This window comes from Enhygromyxa salina (assembly GCF_002994635.1).
In the GTDB taxonomy this organism is placed as follows: Bacteria; Myxococcota_A; Polyangia; order Nannocystales; family Nannocystaceae; genus Plesiocystis; species Plesiocystis salina_B.
This window is the reverse complement of the sequence record NZ_PVNL01000139.1, coordinates 66,666-84,181: the sequence shown is the minus strand read 5'-3', so window position 1 is coordinate 84,181 and position 17,516 is coordinate 66,666. Positions and strand designations below refer to the sequence as shown.

The window sequence follows — 17,516 nt, the reverse complement described above, 5'->3', positions numbered from 1 at the left end:
GGGGACAAAGCCGACACGTGAGACCCGTGCTCGGCTCAGGCGAGCAGCTGGTCGAGGGTTCGCGCGGCTGTGCGCGCGCGGTCGAGCTCGCGAAAGCGCTGCCGCAGCGCCTCGACCCGCTCGTCGAACTCCCCGGCTCGGACCCGCCGCAGCGCGGGCCCAAGCTGCTCGACCTGCCCGTGTAGATCGAGCCCGAGACCGTGATACGCGACGCGCCTCGCGTTGTCCGGTTGATCGCGCACGAACGGGGTGACGATCGGCGCGAGGCGACCGGCGATCGCCTCGCGGATGCCCCCCAATCCGCCGTGGGTGACGGTCGCCCGGACGCTGCGCATGAGCTCGCGCTGGGCGAACCACTGCCGAAACTCGACGTTGGGGGGGAGCTCGCCCGGCGGCGGTGCGCCGGTGACGAAGAACCGCGTGGAAGGGCTAGCCCGGGCCTCGTCGAGCAGCGCGTGTAGCAGCGCTCGGGCGGGCGCCGTCTCGCGGACCCGCGTCGAGCCAAGCGAGACGTACACGGTCTCGGGCTCACCGCGCTCCGCGAGCTGCTTGGCCGCGTCGTAGTCGCGCAGGCACGGCCCGACGTAGTGCGCGTGGGCGCCGGTGTAGACCAGCTCGGGCAGCTCGAACTCGCGGGCGCACAGGATCAACGCTGGCCAGCGCGCGAGCGCGGCCTCGAGCTCGTCGGGGGTCAGCTGCAGCAGCTCGATGATCCGCCGCTGCAGGGCCGCCGGCTGCAGCTCGAGGTGCATCTTTGCGAGTGGCCCCGGATCGCTGCCCATCATCGGCAACGCGAAGATCGCCGGTGCCCCGACCAGCTCGGCGGCGATCGCCGTCTCGAGCCCGAGGAAGGGGTTGGCGATCAGTGCGTCGACCCGAAGCCCGCGCAGCTGATCGCGCAGGCCAGGGTCGAGCAGACGCTCGAGGTGGGCGTCGAAGCCCCAGTAGCAAGGAAAGTCGAGCGGGGCCTGCTGCCGAATGGCGCGAATGGTCGCGGCTTCGTAGACACCGTCGAGGACCGACACGTAGGCCGACCGCAAGCTCGGGGGCACGAGGTGGATGCTCTGCGCCAAACCGATGAACACGACCTCGTGGCCGTGCTCCATCAACTGAAGCCCCAGATCCACGAATGGGATCGTGTGGCCGGCCTCGGTGTCGATGATGAGCCCGATGCGCCGCATTGTCACACTTATACCCTCGTCCCGAGTTACGCGGCGCGCGAGGTCGGACCTGTCGCGTGATAGGATGGTCGTGTGAGTGGAGCCCTCGACGCGATCTTCGTGTTCCCGCCGCCCGCGTTGACCTCGCTGGCCTGGCCATACCCGGCGCCTCATCACCTCAGCACCTTCGCCAACGCTCGCGGGTTTCGGGCGGACGTCCTCGACCTCAACCGCGAGGCCGCGCACGCCTATCTCGACAGCCCGCAGTTCGCCGCGCGCCGGGGTCGGGCGCGCGCGACCATTGATCGACTTGGCGAGCACCACGGCGAACACGTTGGCGAGCACGTCGGCGGCAGGGCGAGCCTCGACGAGGATCAGCGCTCCAGCTACCGCCGGGCGGTGTTCGACGCGATGCGCGGTGACTACTTCGCCAGCGCCGACGGCCGCCAGGCGCTGCTCGACGGCTCGCGCGAGACCGACTTCGAGTGGCTGCTCGCCGAGGTGTTCCTCTATCAGGGGCGAGACCTCGCCGCGCCGACCCTCGCCGAGCTGCGGGCCAGCCTCGCCGCCGGGGTCGGGGCCGATCTGCTGGCGATCATCGGCCCGCTGTTGCAGCGCGCGGTGGTTGACCCGCGCCCGCGCCTGGTCGGGTTCTCGATCCCGTTCTCGGCCCAGCTGCTGCCAGCGCTGCTGATCGCCCGCGCCCTCGCCGAGCAGCTGCCCGACGCCCACCTGTGCTTCGGTGGTCCGGTCGTCTCGCTGCTCGATCAGCGCTTCGTCGAGGGGCTGCTCGGGTTCGAGTTTCTCGACAGCGTCGTGATCAACGAGGGCGAGCGCGTGGTCTGCCAGATGCTCGAGCGGCTCCGCGTCGACGAGCGCGAGATGGCCGGGATCGATAACGTCGTGCACCGGAGCCCGACCGGGGTCGAGCTGCGCCGATCTCCACGCTCGGCCGCGCTGCGCCTGCGCAAGGAGGACCACTTTCGCTACGAGCTGCCCGCCGACCAGCGTGAGTCGACGGTGCTCTCGGTCCTGCACAGCAAGGGCTGCTACTGGGGAAAGTGCACGTTTTGCGACTATATCAACCTCAGCGACGATCCGCGCTATCGCCCGCGCAGCAGCGATGACGTCGCAGACGACCTCGCGTACTTTCGTAGCCGGGGCTTTCGCCAGTTCGACCTGATCACCGACGCGCTCCCGCCCCGCCACGCGGCCGAGCTCGGCGCCGCGCTGGGTGAGCGGGGGATCGAAGACATCTCGATCTGGTGCTACGCCTACATCGACGCGCGCTTTACCCTCGAGGTCCTGCGCACGATGACTCGCAGCGCCAGGTGGGCGCTGACGATCGGGATGGAGAGCGCCAACGATCGCCTGCTCGACTACATCGCCAAGGGCTATCGGCGCGCCGACATCGAGCGCTTCTTTGCGACCGTGCGCGAGCTCGACGCGGGTGATCGCCTGCAGCTCGTGGTCAACGTCATCATCGACATCCCCACGACGACGCTTGCCGAGGCCGAGGAGGTGCTCGCGTTCTGTAGCCGCTACACCGACGTGGTCAGCTACTTCAATGTCTCGTACTTCACGCTGACGAGCTCGTCCGAGATGGGCCGCGAGCCAGAGCGCTTCGGGCTCACGATTCTCTACGACCGCAGTCCGACCAGCGACAACGACTCGGCCTCCCACCAGCAGGTCAACACCGTCGCGTTCACGGCGGCCGGGGGCTTCGGAGCCGAGGACCGGGCTCGCCTGACCCGCGGATACGGCCAGCTCAACGACGAGATCCGCCGTCGTCGGCAGCTCGGCGGCTGGTACGGCCGGATCCTCGCGGGCGATGTGCCCGCGAGCGCCCGGGTGCGCTTTCATCCCCGCGAGGCCTACGAGGTCCACCCGCTGCCCGCGTCGGTCGGGCCCGGCTGCCTGCTGTGGATCCGCGGTCAGGCCAGCGCCAAGCAGGTCAGTGAAGGATTCGCGGCGCTCTACGCCGCGCTCGCTGGGCGCGAGCTGAGCTTGACCGAGCTCGACGCCGCGCTCGCGGAGCTCGTCGACGACAGCGTCGACGCCCTCGGGGTCATCCAGCGATGCTGCCACGCGGGTCTCGTCGCCAGCGTCGAGGGCAGCGTCGACACGACGATCTTTCTCGGACGCAACGAAGAGCCTCACCCCCCTGCCTGAGCGCGAGCCGTCATGACTTCAGCGCCCCTCCTCCGCGTCGCCTCGGTCGAGTTCAACCTCACCGAGCACTGCAACCTCAGCTGCTACGGCTGCGATCACGCCTCGCCGCTGATGGCCAAGGCGTTCCTGGACCACGCCAGCTTCTGCCGCGATCTCGACGCGCTCGCCGGGGTCATGCGGACCCACGAGCTCAAGCTGCTCGGTGGCGAGCCACTGCTGCACCCCGACCTGCTCGAGTTCATCGCCACCGCCAAGGCCTCGCCGATCGCGGAGTGCGTGACGGTAGTGACCAATGGCGTGCTGCTCGACCGCGTCCCGGAGCCGTTTTGGGCCTCGATCGATCGGCTGTGGTGGAGCGTGTATCCGGGCGTCAAGTATCGAATGAGCCGGGCGCAGGTGGAGGCCCGGGCCGAGGCCCACGGCTTCGAGCTGTTCGTCAAGGACACACCGAACATGCGGGTCACGGTGCTCAATCACGCGATCGAGGACGACGCGAGCGTACAGATGATCTACGACAATTGCCCCCAGACCCACGAGTGGTCGTGCCACACGGTCTACGCGGGGCGCTACTATAAGTGCTCGCCCGCGCCGTGGATGCAGCCGCGCCTGCGTCGATGTGGCGTCGAGTTCGACAATCGCGAGGCCGACTCGATCGCGCTCCACGCCAACCCGGAGCTGCGCGAGCAGCTCGAGGCCTACCTGCGCTCGTCCAAGCCGCTGCAGGCGTGTCGCTACTGCCTGTCGAATTTCGGTCGCGAGATCCCCGGTCGCCAGCTCAACAAGAAGGGCCTGAGGCTGTGGGTCGAGGAGGACCACCGCGACTGGCTCGATCTCGTCCACCCCGAGTTCGTCACGACCGAGTAGGACCTCGCCGCAGCGCGTGGGCCAGCGCCCGCCACTGGGTCCCGGGGTAACGCTTGTCCCACGCGAGCGGCCAGCTCGCGAGCCGCGACTCGGCGGCGTCGAGCAGCTGCGTGCGCGCGCTCAGGTCAGCGCGGCGCTCGGCGAGCAGGGCCTGGAGCAGCCACGGCTCGGCGACCCAGGGGTTGTGCGCGGCGCAGCGAGTCAGCGCGGACTGGGCCGCGTCGGCGTCACGCTCGAGGACTTCGATCGCTACGTGGTAGGCCTCGATCGCCGCGCGCTCGTCGGTCTCGGACAACCGCGCCGTGCCGCGATCGAAGATCGGCAGCGCGGGGCTGAGCCACGGCGTCGCCAATTGAGTCCAGCGCGAGGCCCGGGCCATCCACGCGCTCGGCATGCCGTCGTCGCCCCCGGACTGCTCGGCGACGTTGGCGATCTCGATCAGCAGCAGCGCGGCGACGACTCGGGCCGGGACGAACGCCCGCTCGCCCGTGTGGCGGTTGCGAACTGGCGTGGCGGCAGCGGGCAGCTCGTCGACCGCGTCGAGCTCGTCGTGGAGGGCGGGGCGGTCGATCGTGCAGAACAAGTGGACCAGCGTCGTCGCCTCGGGGCCGATGGCGCGGGCGAGGGCGCGCTGCTCCCACGGGCGGTAGAGCGCGCGCTCGTAGTAGCTGGTCGCGAGGCAGCTGTGAAACAGGCCCGCGCGACAGACGATCCGCGGCTGTCGCCATCCAACGAGCGCGCGCCAGGTGCCCTCGAGGTGGGCGCGGAAGCTTCCAGTCGCGTGGTCGAGATCGTCGGCGTGGCGGACGACGAGCTCGCGCAGCATCGCGGGCACGTCCGGGTCGAGGAGCTCGAGCGGATCTCGGTCATCGGGGCCCGCGAGCGCGAGCTCGAGCGCCTGCAGCCGCGGCGAGAGTTCGGCCCAGGCCAGGCTCGGCTCGACGGTCGCGCACCGGGTGGGTGCGGTGTGAGTCGTTGGATCGGTCGCCGCGCGGGTCGGGTGGCAGCTGCAGGCGATGTGGTGACGCTGGCGCTCACCCGTCCACGCGAGCTCGACGACGGTCTCGTCGGACTCGCGGGCCCGGCCCTCGAGCTCGCGCACGGCGAGCGCCGCAGCGGCGCAGGCGACCATCTGCGCGGCGGCGCCGTCGTCGAGGGTGTGGGTGTGCAGCTGCGAAAGCAGCTTCTGGGCGAGCTGCGCGGGGATCGGCAGCAGCGCGCCGCGACTGCACGCCAGGCACCCGCGCGAGCGAGCACCAACGCGTGGGCCGAAGCTCAGCGCCTGGGCGCCGACGGTGATGAACACCAGTGGCGAGGTCGCGCGGGCGGCCGCCCGCTCGAGCGCGAGCAGGCGCTCGTACGACGCGCCCTCGAGGCAGCAAAACACCAGGTCGACGTCGAGCTCGAGGCCCGCTGCTTCGGGCCCCGCGTCGGGCCTGGTCAGCACCCGAGCGCCCGCGCGGGTGAGCTCGTCAGCCACGCAGCGGGCGAGCCGTCCGTCACCGAGCACGGTGACGCGAGCGGCGAGCACGGGCCCGCGGCGAGTCCCAACCCAAGCCCCAGCCCAGGGTGCGCTGCCCTCGGCGTGCTGCTCGGCCGACACCTCGAGCACCGCTCGCAGGTCGGTGTCGAGCTCGGCTTCGGGTCGTCGTAGCGCTCGCCGCAGCGCGTCAGCCGATACCCCTTCGACGACGAGCACGCGATCGTCGAAGACGAGGTAGCAGACCCCGTCAATGGAGCAGACTTGTAAGGTGGGATCGAGCATGTGCCGACGGCGAGAGTCGACCGAGAGTAGCGGAGAAGCGGCGATCGTCGTCGTCGAGTTTGACTCTGCCGACTCGATGCTCGATCATTCGAATCGCTGGCATGCGAGCGTTTGGTGAAACCCGCGCGGTCTCGATCCTCGACGTCGAGCAAGCTGGCGAGCGACACGAAGCGTTCGCCGTCGCCGGCGAGCCCTACGTGGTAGAGGTCTCGCGCCGCGACAACGTGGCGCTGGAATTCACCCACCTCGAGGCCTGGCTGCGTGACTGGCGAGAAGAGTGCTGGGTCAGCCCGAGCGGCGCCTTCTTGTACCTCAACGACGCACGCCTCGATCCCCACCGCGCGCCGTCGGAGCGCTCGCAGCCCGAGGGTCGCTACCACTCGTTCGTGCTCCCGCTGCCCGAGATCATCGACCGGATCACCAACCCGGGCGCGCGCCCGCCCCTCGTCGCGCCCGGTGAGGTCGTCTATTGGTATTGCGGTCGGGTCCACGCCGAGCTCCGCGCTCAGCTCGGATCACTGCCCGCGCCAATGGACGGCTGCGAAGATCAGGGCGCTTGGCTGTCGCAAGCCGGCGCGATCACGACGCTGCACTACGACCAGACCCCGGGCTTCCTGGTCCAGCTCCAGGGTCGCAAGCGGGTCGTGCTCGCGCCGATCACCGCCGATCTCTACCCCTTCCCGGTCACTGACTGGCGCACGCGCAGCTCCCAGGTCATCGATCTCCCGGGCGTCGACCTCGAGCAGTATCCCAACTTCGCGGGCTCGCACTGCTGGGAGGTCGAGCTCGAGCCCGGGCAGGCGCTGTTCATGCCCAACCCGATCTGGCACTGGGTCGAGAGCGTCGAGGCCTCGCTCAGCCTCACGCTCAAGCAGCGGGCGCCCGCGCTGGCGGCGACGTGGCGGAGCATCGAGTATGCGTTTGGGGACGAGGCGTACCTGCGTCAGCTGTCGGCGCCGCAGCGCGCCGCGGTCCTGGCGATCTTCGAGCGCGACTACCTCGGATCGCTGCGATGAGCACTCGCGCCGTGTTCGGGGTCGATCCCGCCGCCCCGGACTGGCCGACACAGGTCGTCCGCGCCGACTGCCACGACGACCCCATGTTCGCCGAGCTCGTCGTGCTGCTGCCCGACGTCGAGGCCGTGTGTGCGTTGTTCGAGCGCCAAGCTCCCGCTGCGCGCGTGTCCGTGTGGCACACCGACGGCCAGCGGATGCGGGGCGCACAAAAGCTCGAGCCGCGGGCCGCCCTCGCCGCCCACCGCGCTGGCGCGACGCTGTATTTCCACGAATGTCATCGAGTCATTCCCGCGCTCGGGCGCTATCTCAACCGCGTCCGCGAGGCCGTTGGGGACTTCATGCCCTCGGCGTCGCGAGTCGAGATCTTCGCGGGTGCGCGAGGCTCCGGGGCACATCTACACTTTGATCGCGACTGCGGTCTCAACGTGCAGCTGCACGGCGAGAAGCGCTGGCAGATCCACCCGCCGACGAACACCAACGTGATCGAGTGGCGCGACCCTGTCTGGCAGCGGTTCGCGCGGCGACCCGACGGGACCGCGCGGGATCCCCAGGTCGAGCCGAGCCCCACGCTCGGTCCGTTTGACGCCGTCGAGACCGTAGCCGCTGGCCAGTCCCTGTGGCTCCCGCGCGGCCTGTGGCACACCACGCAGGTCAGCTCGGCGCGCAGCCTCGCGCTCGTGTTCGTGATCAGCCCGGCGAGCTTGGCCGCCCGGCTCTCGTCGCTGATCGAGTGGGAGATCGTTCGCGACCCGCGATTGCGAGAGCTGTCCTTTGCGAACCTTGCGCACGCTTCGCTCGCCGATCTCCGCGCCCTCGGCCCAACGATCACACAACTGATCACTTGTCTCTCGGTGGACCAACTGGTATATGGGCCGTTCCCCGACACGTTGGCGGGGTCGTGGGCACTTCACGAAGACGTAACATTGAGCGTAGACTCGGATGGTCGTTTCCACATCCGTAGTTGCGGCGATCATATGAGCTATTCAATCGGTGCCTCCATTGAGGAGTTGCCGTGGTTCGATCGCTTGCTCGAGCGCCTGACACAGACCCAGTCGTCAGGCCCGGCCCCGGTCGGTGCGCTGCTCTGGGACTGCCCCGATTCGCTCTGGCCCTGGCTCGAGGACTTGTTCGCGGCCCTGTCCGCGGCTGGGGTTCTCCAGCGGGTCCGAGGCGAGGCCTGAGGCGAGCGAAAACCCTTGCGCGCAAGTTTGGCGGTCGAGTAGCCTGCGGAGGTCGAAGTTGCCCAGATAGCAGCACGAGAATAGAGGGAACGAAAATGACAGACGAGAACAAGCCCAAACGCAAGCTGAACATCAAAGACCTCGAGATCCGCGAGCTCGATCGCGAGACCACGGAGAAGATCAAGGGCGGCAAGGTCGAGGCCGGCTGGTCGCGCTCCGGCAACCACGGCTCCGTGGGCGTCGACCGCTAGGCAATTTGCCGAGGGCTGCGCCGCCGGGGAACCAAATGAGCCGAATGGGTGCTCCCACGGGCTCTCGCGCTGGTGCTCGGCCTAGGCTGACGAGCCTCATCCAATCCATTGGGTATTCGGATGAGGCTCGAGCTTAATTCTCAGCGTCGCGTCGAAGTCCTCCGCCTAGCGGGGTCCGTGATCGCCGTCATCGACGACACCTTCGTCGATATCGAGCAGGTCCGCGAGGCCGCGCTCGAGCAGGGCTACGCGATCCCGGACTCGGGCTACCCCGGGTTGCGCGCGCGCGTGTCTCCGATAGGGGGGCGGGCGTTCGTCGAGCTGCTCGCGCGGGTGATCCTCGACCAGCTGTGGCCCGAGGGCTACCCGAAGGCGATCGACCTCGACGTGATCGCTGCGGACTTCTACGCGTCGGCGCTCGGGCTGCGCGAGCGTCCTTCAGATCTGATTGATCAGCACGCGGATCACGACGTGTGGTTGGCGGCGGTCACCTACCTGTCAGACACCGACCACGATGACGAGGGCACAGCGTTTTGGCGCCACCGAGCGACCGGGCTCACCTGCTGGATGAGCGACAAGGATCCGGTCGAGCTGCTGTGGTTGCAGGAGCTGCTCGGGTTGGAGTTCCTCGCGCAGCTGCCGGCCGCGATCGAGGCCTTGCCGCGACCCGACCTTCAGCAGCTGCAGGCGGAGATCTGGCGGCAGCGGGTCGGCGGCGAGGTTGCTGCCGACGCGTGGGAGCGGCTGGCTCTCGTGCGCCAACGCTGCAATCGGACGGTCGTGTACCCCGGCTGGCAGTTCCACTCGGCGATCAGTCGCGCGGTGGTGCCAGCGCCGAGCCGTCGAGAGCAACTGCGCCTGTCGCTCGGCACCTTCATGTCGGTCCCCTTCGCGTTCGCCAACAAACCCAGCTATCGGCGCGAGGTCTACCCCAAGGCCGCCGAGCTCGGGCTGCCCGAATGAGCGAGATGGAACTTGATCCGACCGAGCCGCTGCGGATCTCTCGCTTCACCACGGTGACATGGGAGGTGGGTGAGCTGGTCGTCCGCAACCTTCGCACGGGCAAGGCGCTGGTCTGTGACGACGCCGCGCTCGTGCAAGTGCTGCATTGGTTTCGCGTGCCCACGAGCCCCGCACAGGTCGAGGCGAGCGGCGGCGCGCGTGAGCTCGGGGTCGACGTGATCGCGGCCTGTCGGACGCTGAAGGCGGCGGGGATCCTGGTCCGACCCGAGCAGGAGTCACGGCCGCCCGATGTCGACGGCGCCCTCGATCCGTCGAGCTACTGGGCCGCGCCCGAGCTCGCGCTGCAGCGACACAGTCGCGAGTGTCGGCCCCAGACCCTCGCGCGCTATCGCTTCGAGGGCCTGACGCGCTCCGAGCCGCACGCCAAGCCACCGATGAGCGCGACGGCGATCGCGCTCCCGGAGCCCGAGCCCGCGGCCGTCGATTTTTGGCAGGTGCTGGTGCGCCGCCGGTCGTTCAGTCCGCCGACCGCGACCATCAGCCTGGACCAGCTCGGCGAGTTCTTTCACTGGACGGCGCGCAGCTGGGACGCGCGCGAGCTCGACGACGGTCGCGTCCTCCAGCACCGCCTCTACCCCTCGGCGGGCGGGCTCTACGCTCACGAGATCTATCCGGTCGTGTCACCGGCCGCGGTCGAGGGGCTCGCGCCCGACGTCTATCACTACTGCCCCCAGCGCCACGCGCTCGAGCCCCTCCGGGCCGAGGCCTCGCTGATCGCCGAGCTCGTCGAGCGCGGTGCCTCGGTCTCGGCCGCAAAGGGCGGCGCCAAGCTGCCGCTGATCGTGTTGCTCGTGACCAGCCGGATCGCGCGGGTCGCCTACAAGTACGATCACATCGCCTACGTCAGCCAGCTCAAGGATGTCGGCTGCCTCTACGCGTATTTCTATCTGGTAGCGACGGCGCTGGGCCTGGCCCCGTGTGCCTACGGCGGTGGGTTTGAGACCGAGCTGCTCGCCGGGCTCACCGGCGTCGATCCGCTCAGCGAGCCGATCGTCGGTGAGTTCGGCCTCGGTGGGCTGGATCCGGCGGCGACGCCCGAGCCGCCGTGGCCGATCCTGTCGGCGCCGCGATCGGGGGACGGGTGAGCGCGCCGTTGCAGACGCTCGCGCCCGAGTTCGCCGAAGTCCTGGCCGACGACGCTGGTCGCGTGCTGCTCCACGCTGGCGGCCGCCTCCACCAGATCGAGGGGATGCCCGCCGAGGTCGTCATCGAGCTGCTCGCCGCGCTGAACAGCGCGGGCTCGCGAGACGCCGCCGTCGAGGCGCTGGCCCACCGCTACGAGCGGGGCGACGTCGAGGTGGTGCTCGACCGGCTAGTCGACCGGCTCGCGAACGAGCGGCCAAGGAGCTCGCCGGGGCTGGGATCGCTGCGGGTCGCGGGGGTCCGCTCGGGCCGGCTCGGCGCGGAGCTGTTCGCGGACCTCGGCGCCCACCTCAGGCTCGTGCGCGAGACCACGGAGTTCGCGTTGCCCGTTCGCGCTGGAGATTGCCCGGAGCTGAGCCTGGTGGTCCTCGACGGTTGTCCGCTGCGCGACGCCCTCGCGCTGACCGACGCGCTGCTGGCTGCCGATCGCGAGGCGCTGTTCGTCAGCTGTACCGGTGACGAGGTCGTGCTCGGCCCGCTGATGATCCCCGCGCGCACCCCCTGCCTGATGTGCGGGCTGGCTCGCTACTACTTCCCCGAGCGACCACATGAGGCCGTGGGCGTGCTCGACCAGCTCACGCTCCCGGTCTGGCCCGTCGATGGGGCCGTCGAGGGGGCGCTCGCCCAGCGCCTGACCCTCGTCGGCGCGATCGCGGCGGCCCTCGACGCCTACGCAGACGACCGCGCGCCGGAGCCCGCGACGGCGCTGACGGTCGTCGACCGGGGCGGGCGCGTGCGTCGGCAACCGATCGGACCGATGACCCGCTGCCCCCACTGTCGCGGGCTCGTCCGCACGATCTCGACGATCGCAGGCTCGACCACGGCGACCACCAGCGAGCCCGAGCGCGACGGAGGCTCGCGCTCGATAGAGGTCGTCGATGTCCTCACGGGCCTGCGCAGCGTCCCGCCGAGCGTCGCGCGAGCGCTCGGCGAGCGCGCGCTGGCCAAGCTCGGAGCCGAGCTCGACATTCGTCACGCCCGCGGGCCGGCGGACTTGATCGCCCGCCACCCGGCGCTCGCGGAGATCGAGTTCGTGAAGGTCTCCGCGACGCTGCCCTTTCGCCGTGACCCCAGGCTGTGCTCGGGCGATGAGGCGCGCGGGCTCGGCAAGGGCCTGAGCGCCGCCCAGGCGTGGTGCTCGGCGGTCTACGAGTGGTTCGAGGAGACCTTCGCCCGTCGCGTGGGTCCCCTCGATCTCATCCGCGGGCCCGCTGACGCGCTTGGCGTTCCGACCCTCGATCTCGACTTTTTTTGCGCGGGTCAGGTGCCGCAGGTCCAGCCGCGCGGCCGCGTGCCCCGGCCGGCCGACGCGATGCTCGACTGGGTCGAGGCCGTCGACCTCGCGGACCTCGCTGCTCGCCGGCCGCTCTGGCTGCCCGCCGCCAGCGCCCACGGGCTCGCGCGTGCGGACTTCGCCGGCAGCGAATTCGTGCTGCCCGAGCGTGGTTCGTCGGGCATCGCCGCCGGCACCGCCTGGAACGAGGCCGTGCTCGAGGGGTTGCTCGAGGTCGTCGAGCACGACGCGAGCTTCGCCGCGGCGGCGACCGGGCTGGGCTTCGCCGCCGTCGAGCTCGACAGCGTCGACGACGTCCACGCGCGCGCCGTGATCGAGGCCCTCGACGCGGCTGGCTACGAGATCCAGCTGCGCGACCTGACCAACGACATCGGTGTCCCTGTGGTCGAGGCCGCCGTGCGTGCGCGCGACGACCACGTGAACTACTGGGCGACCGGGCTCGGCTGTCACCTCTCGCCGGTGCTCGCCCTGCGTCGCGCCTTGACCGAGGCGTTCCAGGGCCTGTGCTACGACGCGATCGTCGACCGCGGCGACCCGCTCCGCAGCCGCGGGAGCGTGCTCAACAGCTACGAGCACCGCGCGCGGGTCTGGGGGCGGATCGAGGGGTCATGCAGGCTCGCCGAGCTCCCCAGCTCGCTGCCCGACGCGGCCGCGCCCGGGGACACGATCGACCGCTGCATCGACGTCGTGGTCCAGCGGATCCTCGCCGCCAGCCCGCGCACGCAGGCCTGCGCGTTCGCCTATCCGGTGCCGCCGGAGCTCGGCGTCCACGTGGTCAGCGTCGTCGTCACGGGCATGTTCGACGCGCTCCCGCATCCAGTCCACGTCCCGGATCGGGTGCTCGACTACCGCGCGCGCCTCGGTCGCGCCGGCGAACCGTTCACAATCGCTGATCTCCGCCTCGGGCGGATGCCCCCCTGACCGGTGCTCGCCATGGCCGAAGCGCTCGATCCGCCATCGATCCTCGGGGCCCTGCTGGGCTCGCCCACGCGCAGCGAGAGCTTCGTGCGCGAGCACTGGCCGGGCCGTCCGTTCGTGGCCGAAGGCGCGCTCGCGGACTGGGCCGCGCTGTTCGAGCTCGAGCAGCTCGTCGACCCGAGCGCGGCGCTGACCACAGGCGAGGCCGAGCTCGCGCGCCTGCAGCTCGGCCGCGACGAGGTCACGTTCACCCCCGAGCGCGTTGGCGGCGGGCGGCGGCTGAGCGAGCGCCAGGTCAGCGGCGCGCTGTCCCTGTATCAGGCCGGGATGCAGCTCTACCTCGAAAAGGTCGTCGGGTTCCCGCGCCTGACCACGACGCTCCGCCGCCTCGCCGACGAGCTTGGGATCGCCCGGACCCGGGTCGCGTGCAACCTGTTCGCGGTCCGCGAGGGCTCGCCCCACACCCCGCCGCTGCACTGGGACAACAGCGAGGGCCTGGTCGTGCAGCTCGCGGGCCGCAAGCGCTGGCAGTACGCGCCCAACACCTGTGTGCCGAACCCGCCCTTCAACCACTTCGGTGGCGCCAGCCCGAGCCTCGAGCAGGTCTTGCTGTTCGACCACGCGCGGGAGCCAGAGGCGCTCGACAGCGTGGTGCTCGAGCCCGGATCGGTCCTGTTCTTGCCGCGGGGCTACTGGCACACGACGACGCCGCTGAGCGACTCGGTCCACCTCGACATCATGCTCGAGGCGCCGACCTGGGGCGGGCTGCTGCGCGCGATCGTCGAGCGCGTGTCGCTCGAGCAGCCGCAGCTGCGCGCACCGATTGAGACCGGGTCACTGACCAGCGCGACGCTGCTCGCCGAGCTCGCGGCCCACCGTCGCTCGCTCGAGGCCGAGCTCGCCGGGCTGCGGCCGATCGATCTCCTACTCGGCGGGCTCGGCCGCGACGCCGGGCTGCTCGCCGACGTCGCGGCCTTCGAGCTCCGCCCGGGCGTTCGCTTCGAGTGGCGCGACGACGGGGACGGGGTGACGCTCGTCGTCTACGAGCAGGACGCGGTGCTGCTGTCGATCCGCGCCTCGTCCTCGGCCCCGCGCGAGGTCCTCGCTTGGATCGGCGCGCGCGCCTCGGCCTTCGACCTCGCGCAGCTGCGAGCGCGCTTCTTGGATCGCAGCGACAGCGAGCTGTGTGCGATCTTGCGCGTGCTGTGGACCGCCGAGATCCTCGAGGTCGTCGCGTCCCCGTCGTCTGCAAGCCGGTGAACGTCATGTCCCTGCGCCCCGAGCTGATCGAACTCGACACCTTCGGCATCCCCTGCTTCTTGGTCCGCATGCACGGGCACGAGCCGCTCACGGCGGCGCTCGTGGCCCAGGCCGAGGCCGAACGTCGGGCCGATCCGCGAGGGCGCAACTACCAGGGCGAGAGCACCTGGCACAGCCAGGACGAGCTGCACCGCGCCCCGGACTACGCCGACCTCCGCTCGGCGTTCGACCTCGCGATCGAAGCGCTGTGGGCGCGAGTCGGGTGGCGAGCACAGGCGCACCCGTGGGAGCACGTGGGGCTGTGGGTCAACATCAGCGGGCCCGGCTGCGCGACGCACACCCACGAGCACTGGGGCCACGGGGGCTCGACCTTCAGCGGGACCTACTACGCTCAGGCGCCTCCGGGTTCGGGCGGGTTTCGGGTCGAGAACCCCGACGCCTACCTGACCCGGGTCGAGCGCGAGTGCGTGCTCGACCTCGAGCCGTTTAGCGTGCCCAGGTGGTTTGAGCTCCAGCCGGCCGCCGGAGACCTCGCGCTGTTTCCCTCGTGGGTCGAGCACTGCGTGATGCCCAACCGCAGCGGCGCCGAACGCATCTCGTGGACGGGCCTGTTCACCACGCCAGCGCTGGCGGCGAAGCCCCTCGGCGGCGCCGAGCGGGGCTGGTCACGGCCCGAGCGGGGCTGGCTCGAGCACCCCAACCCCGATCCGCTCGCGGCGGTCGACTGATGCGCACGCGAGCGATCGACTTCTCGGCCCTGTTCGCTGCGCTCGCCAGCGAGCGCGGCGCGTCGACCCCGGCGCCGCGTTCGACGATGCGCCGCGAGATCGGACCGGACGCGTTCGCGCGGTTGATCGAGCCCGTCGGCCTCGAGGACTTCGCCCGCGCCTTTGGCCGGGCGCCGCTACACATCCCCGGCGCGGCGGCCAAGGTCGAGGGGTTGTTCTCGCTCGAGGACTTGCGCGCCGCGCTGCTCGCCGATCGCGAGGCCGCGGCCGCCGACGAAGGGCTGCTGATCGAGGCGAGCTTCGATCGCGCCGCCGAGCCTCGCTCGATCCCGATGGTTCGCGTCAACCACGAGGCGATTGGTCCGATCCTCGACGCGGGCGCCACGATCTGCGTCAGCCGGGTCGAGCGACGCGACGCCCAGCTGGCCGAGCTCGCGCGGGTGACCCGGGCGCAGCTCGGCTACACCGGGGTCGTCGGCGTCAACTGCTACCTGTCGCACGATGGCTGCGGGTTCGGGACTCACTTCGACGCCCGCGCGGCGATCTCGATCCAGCTCGAGGGCAGCAAGACCTGGCGGTACGGGCGAGCGCCGGCGGTCGAGCACCCGCGGGCCAACTGCAACATCGACGGCGACGGCGTCCGGGTGTTGCGCCGCGCTCACGGCCGGACCCCGGAGGCGTGGGAGCAACCCGCGGCGCCCGACGAGCGCGCGTTCGTGTCGGTCACGCTCGAGCCTGGGGACCTCCTGTGCCTCCCGCCCGGGACCTGGCACCGCGCGGAGGCGCACGGATACTCGCTGGCGCTCAACCTGTTCCTCGAGGATCGCAGCGTGCTCGATCTCCTGCACGTGTGGCTCGAGCGTGAGCTGCGTAGCGAGCTCGAGTGGCGTCGGCCGCCGCCGTTGGTGCCCGCGGGGGCAGGGGTGACGACCACCGACGAGCTGTGGGCCTACATGCGCGGGCGACTCGGGGCGCTCGCCGAGCTGCTCGCCGATCCGGACCGCCACGAGGACACGCTGACGCAGCTGTGGTCGGCCTCGACCTGCGCGTCACCCCAACCGCCGCAACCGCGTGGCGCCGTGCCCGAGCTCATGCGCGACGAGCTGCTCGAGGTTGATCGTCGCTGTCCGATCCGACTGCGCCCGGCTCGCGAGCGCGCGCCCACGATCGAGCTCCACGCCGGGGCCAAGTCGCTGTCGCTGCCCGTCGCGGCCCTACCTCTGGTCCGCGAGCTGCTCGCCCGCGAGCGCTTCGTCGCCGCCGACGCCCTCGCGTGGACCGACGCAGACGAGCGCTTCGCCTGGACCGATGTCGAGCCGTTGCTGCGGGTCATGGTCGAGCATGGCCTGCTGCGGATCACGCGACAGGGTTGAGGACGCTGGCCTCGACCAGGCGCTGCAAGAACTCGCGCAGCTCGCCGATCTCGAACGGGGTCCGGGTCGCCAGCTCGGCCGCCGACAGCCGCGGCCACGCGCACAGCTCGTCGACGACTTCGCACGCGTCGGCGCCACCAAAGCGCGCGACTCGGCCGTTGTGGTGGATCTCGATCGCTCGGTCCGCGGCGCGCAGATCCTCGACCAGCCGCAGCCGCGTCTCGAAGAAGCTCAGCTCGGTCTCGTCGGCGATCCGCGTCGAGGGGGCGCCGAGCTGCGGCGAGGGTAGCCGCGCGGGCGGGCGCAGGTCGAGCTTGCTCTTCCACTCGGTGTCCCAGCTTCCGCCCTGTCGAAGGTCCCGCAGGTACTTGCCCGGCGGCCGGGCGTAGGTCGCGTCGAAGTCGCTCCAGCGCAGCGGATCGACGAGCACCTCGCGCTGCAGCTGATCGAAGGGGACGATCTCGAGCTCGGTTCGTGGGCCGAGGATCATCGCCTTGGTGAACGGCTCGGCGGCCGAGACTGGGATCCACGTGTTCTCGTCGTAGCTGCGGATCACGGCGCCGACCCAGCCGTGCCAGCGCGAGCTCTCGATGATCGCGTCGAGGACCTCGTAGCGGTTGCGCTGGTAGAGGTTGGGCACGCCCTTGATCAGCAGCTTGTCGTCGCCCTCGGTGTAGAGCGTCCCGCCCAGCCAGACGATGACCATCCCGCCGGGAGCGTCGGGCTCGGAGATCGCCGATAGCAGCCGGTCATTGATGCGGTAGCAGGGGTCGTCGGTGAGATCGTCGGGGAACTCCGCGCCCATCGCGACCGCGCGGAACCTGGCCTGGAGCTCGCGCGAGCGCTCGGGGAACAGATCGCTGACCAGCAGGTCGGCGCGGGCCGTGACGCCGAAGTGGCGGATCGACGTGTGACGGAGATCGCCGACCGTGGTCCGCAGCCACATGGTCTGGCGGTTGTGGCGAAATTCGAACTCGATCGGCGCGTGAAGATAGACGCCGGAGCGGACCTCGTCGGTCATCGGCTTGCAGAACGAGCGCGCCCGCTTGGGCAGCGTGGTCGGACCCAGGACCTGCTCTCCGGACACCGGCAGCTTCATGTCCGGGTACATGCTGTGGAAGACCAGCCGGCTCATCGATCGACATCGTAGCCAATGGCGGCGCTAGCTTGGGCTTCCGGCGGTGGTCGGTGCTGAGCGCAGCGAGGCCGTGCGCGTCCGCACGGAGCAGGCCAACTTCGCGCCGCCCATCGAGGTGTATTGAGCGCAGGTCGACTTCGTTCGCCGGTGAGTCGAGGTTGGCCGGTGAGTCGAGCGTGGGGGCTTCGATCGCCCCCCGAACAAGACAGTCCCCGAGTCCAGACTGGAGG

At 70.4% G+C, this 17,516-nt stretch carries 14 protein-coding genes; 11 read left to right on the top strand and 3 right to left on the bottom strand.

The features are described from left to right. Positions 1 to 35 precede the first annotated feature (35 nt). Positions 36 to 1,181, bottom strand: coding sequence for a glycosyltransferase (locus ENSA7_RS38445; protein ID WP_106094410.1), 1,146 nt, complete (start codon positions 1,179 to 1,181; stop codon positions 36 to 38). Positions 1,182 to 1,253: 72 nt separating this feature from the next. Between ENSA7_RS38445 and ENSA7_RS38440 the strand changes: the two genes are divergently transcribed. Together ENSA7_RS38440 and ENSA7_RS38435 are read left to right on the top strand one after the other, a co-directional pair. Further along, a complete protein-coding gene (locus ENSA7_RS38440; protein ID WP_106094409.1) occupies positions 1,254 to 3,332 on the top strand; it encodes a B12-binding domain-containing radical SAM protein in 2,079 nt (692 codons plus the stop codon). 12 nt (positions 3,333 to 3,344) lie between these two features. Continuing rightward, on the top strand, positions 3,345 to 4,196 hold the full coding sequence (locus ENSA7_RS38435; protein ID WP_106094408.1) for a radical SAM protein: 852 nt from the start codon (positions 3,345 to 3,347) through the stop codon (positions 4,194 to 4,196). Here the strand turns inward: ENSA7_RS38435 and ENSA7_RS38430 are convergent. After that, complete coding sequence (locus ENSA7_RS38430) at positions 4,183 to 5,961, bottom strand: DUF6817 domain-containing protein (RefSeq protein ID WP_106094407.1); 1,779 nt, start codon at positions 5,959 to 5,961, stop codon at positions 4,183 to 4,185. The genes ENSA7_RS38435 and ENSA7_RS38430 overlap by 14 nt on opposite strands. Positions 5,962 to 6,062: 101 nt before the next feature. Between ENSA7_RS38430 and ENSA7_RS38425 the strand changes: the two genes are divergently transcribed. The 9 genes from ENSA7_RS38425 (at position 6,063) to ENSA7_RS38390 (ending at position 16,148) form a co-directional block, all read left to right on the top strand. After that, on the top strand, positions 6,063 to 6,977 hold the full coding sequence (locus ENSA7_RS38425; RefSeq protein WP_106094406.1) for a cupin-like domain-containing protein: 915 nt from the start codon (positions 6,063 to 6,065) through the stop codon (positions 6,975 to 6,977). Then, positions 6,974 to 8,158 (top strand): JmjC domain-containing protein, encoded by a 1,185-nt coding sequence (locus tag ENSA7_RS38420; protein WP_106094405.1) that lies wholly within the window; start codon positions 6,974 to 6,976, stop codon positions 8,156 to 8,158. Before ENSA7_RS38425 ends, ENSA7_RS38420 begins: the two co-directional genes overlap by 4 nt. A gap of 95 nt (positions 8,159 to 8,253) precedes the next feature. Further along, the gene (locus ENSA7_RS44665; RefSeq protein ID WP_181234522.1) at positions 8,254 to 8,409 is read left to right on the top strand and encodes a hypothetical protein; all 156 of its coding nucleotides are present in this window, start codon (positions 8,254 to 8,256) and stop codon (positions 8,407 to 8,409) included. A 120-nt stretch (positions 8,410 to 8,529) separates the two neighbouring features. Further along, positions 8,530 to 9,372, top strand: a complete 843-nt coding sequence (locus tag ENSA7_RS38415) for a DUF6445 family protein (RefSeq protein ID WP_219908135.1) — start codon at positions 8,530 to 8,532, stop codon at positions 9,370 to 9,372. Positions 9,373 to 9,377: 5 nt separating this feature from the next. Next, on the top strand, positions 9,378 to 10,517 hold the full coding sequence (locus ENSA7_RS38410) for a SagB family peptide dehydrogenase (RefSeq protein WP_181234521.1): 1,140 nt from the start codon (positions 9,378 to 9,380) through the stop codon (positions 10,515 to 10,517). Positions 10,518 to 10,936: 419 nt separating this feature from the next. After that, positions 10,937 to 12,790 carry a TOMM precursor leader peptide-binding protein gene (locus tag ENSA7_RS38405; RefSeq protein WP_372237583.1) on the top strand — a complete coding sequence of 618 codons (1,854 nt, stop codon included), beginning with the start codon at positions 10,937 to 10,939 and terminating at the stop codon, positions 12,788 to 12,790. A gap of 12 nt (positions 12,791 to 12,802) precedes the next feature. Continuing rightward, positions 12,803 to 14,047: a JmjC domain-containing protein gene (locus tag ENSA7_RS38400; protein ID WP_106094401.1), complete on the top strand. Its 1,245-nt coding sequence runs from the start codon at positions 12,803 to 12,805 to the stop codon at positions 14,045 to 14,047. A gap of 5 nt (positions 14,048 to 14,052) precedes the next feature. Continuing rightward, positions 14,053 to 14,775: a TIGR02466 family protein gene (locus tag ENSA7_RS38395; protein WP_181234520.1), complete on the top strand. Its 723-nt coding sequence runs from the start codon at positions 14,053 to 14,055 to the stop codon at positions 14,773 to 14,775. Then, on the top strand, positions 14,775 to 16,148 hold the full coding sequence (locus tag ENSA7_RS38390; protein ID WP_106094399.1) for a JmjC domain-containing protein: 1,374 nt from the start codon (positions 14,775 to 14,777) through the stop codon (positions 16,146 to 16,148). The genes ENSA7_RS38395 and ENSA7_RS38390 overlap by 1 nt, the downstream gene beginning before the upstream one ends. Here the strand turns inward: ENSA7_RS38390 and ENSA7_RS38385 are convergent. Continuing rightward, positions 16,132 to 17,283, bottom strand: coding sequence for a DUF2931 family protein (locus ENSA7_RS38385; RefSeq protein ID WP_106094398.1), 1,152 nt, complete (start codon positions 17,281 to 17,283; stop codon positions 16,132 to 16,134). The two genes, ENSA7_RS38390 and ENSA7_RS38385, sit on opposite strands and share 17 nt — an antisense overlap. Positions 17,284 to 17,516 lie beyond the last annotated feature (233 nt).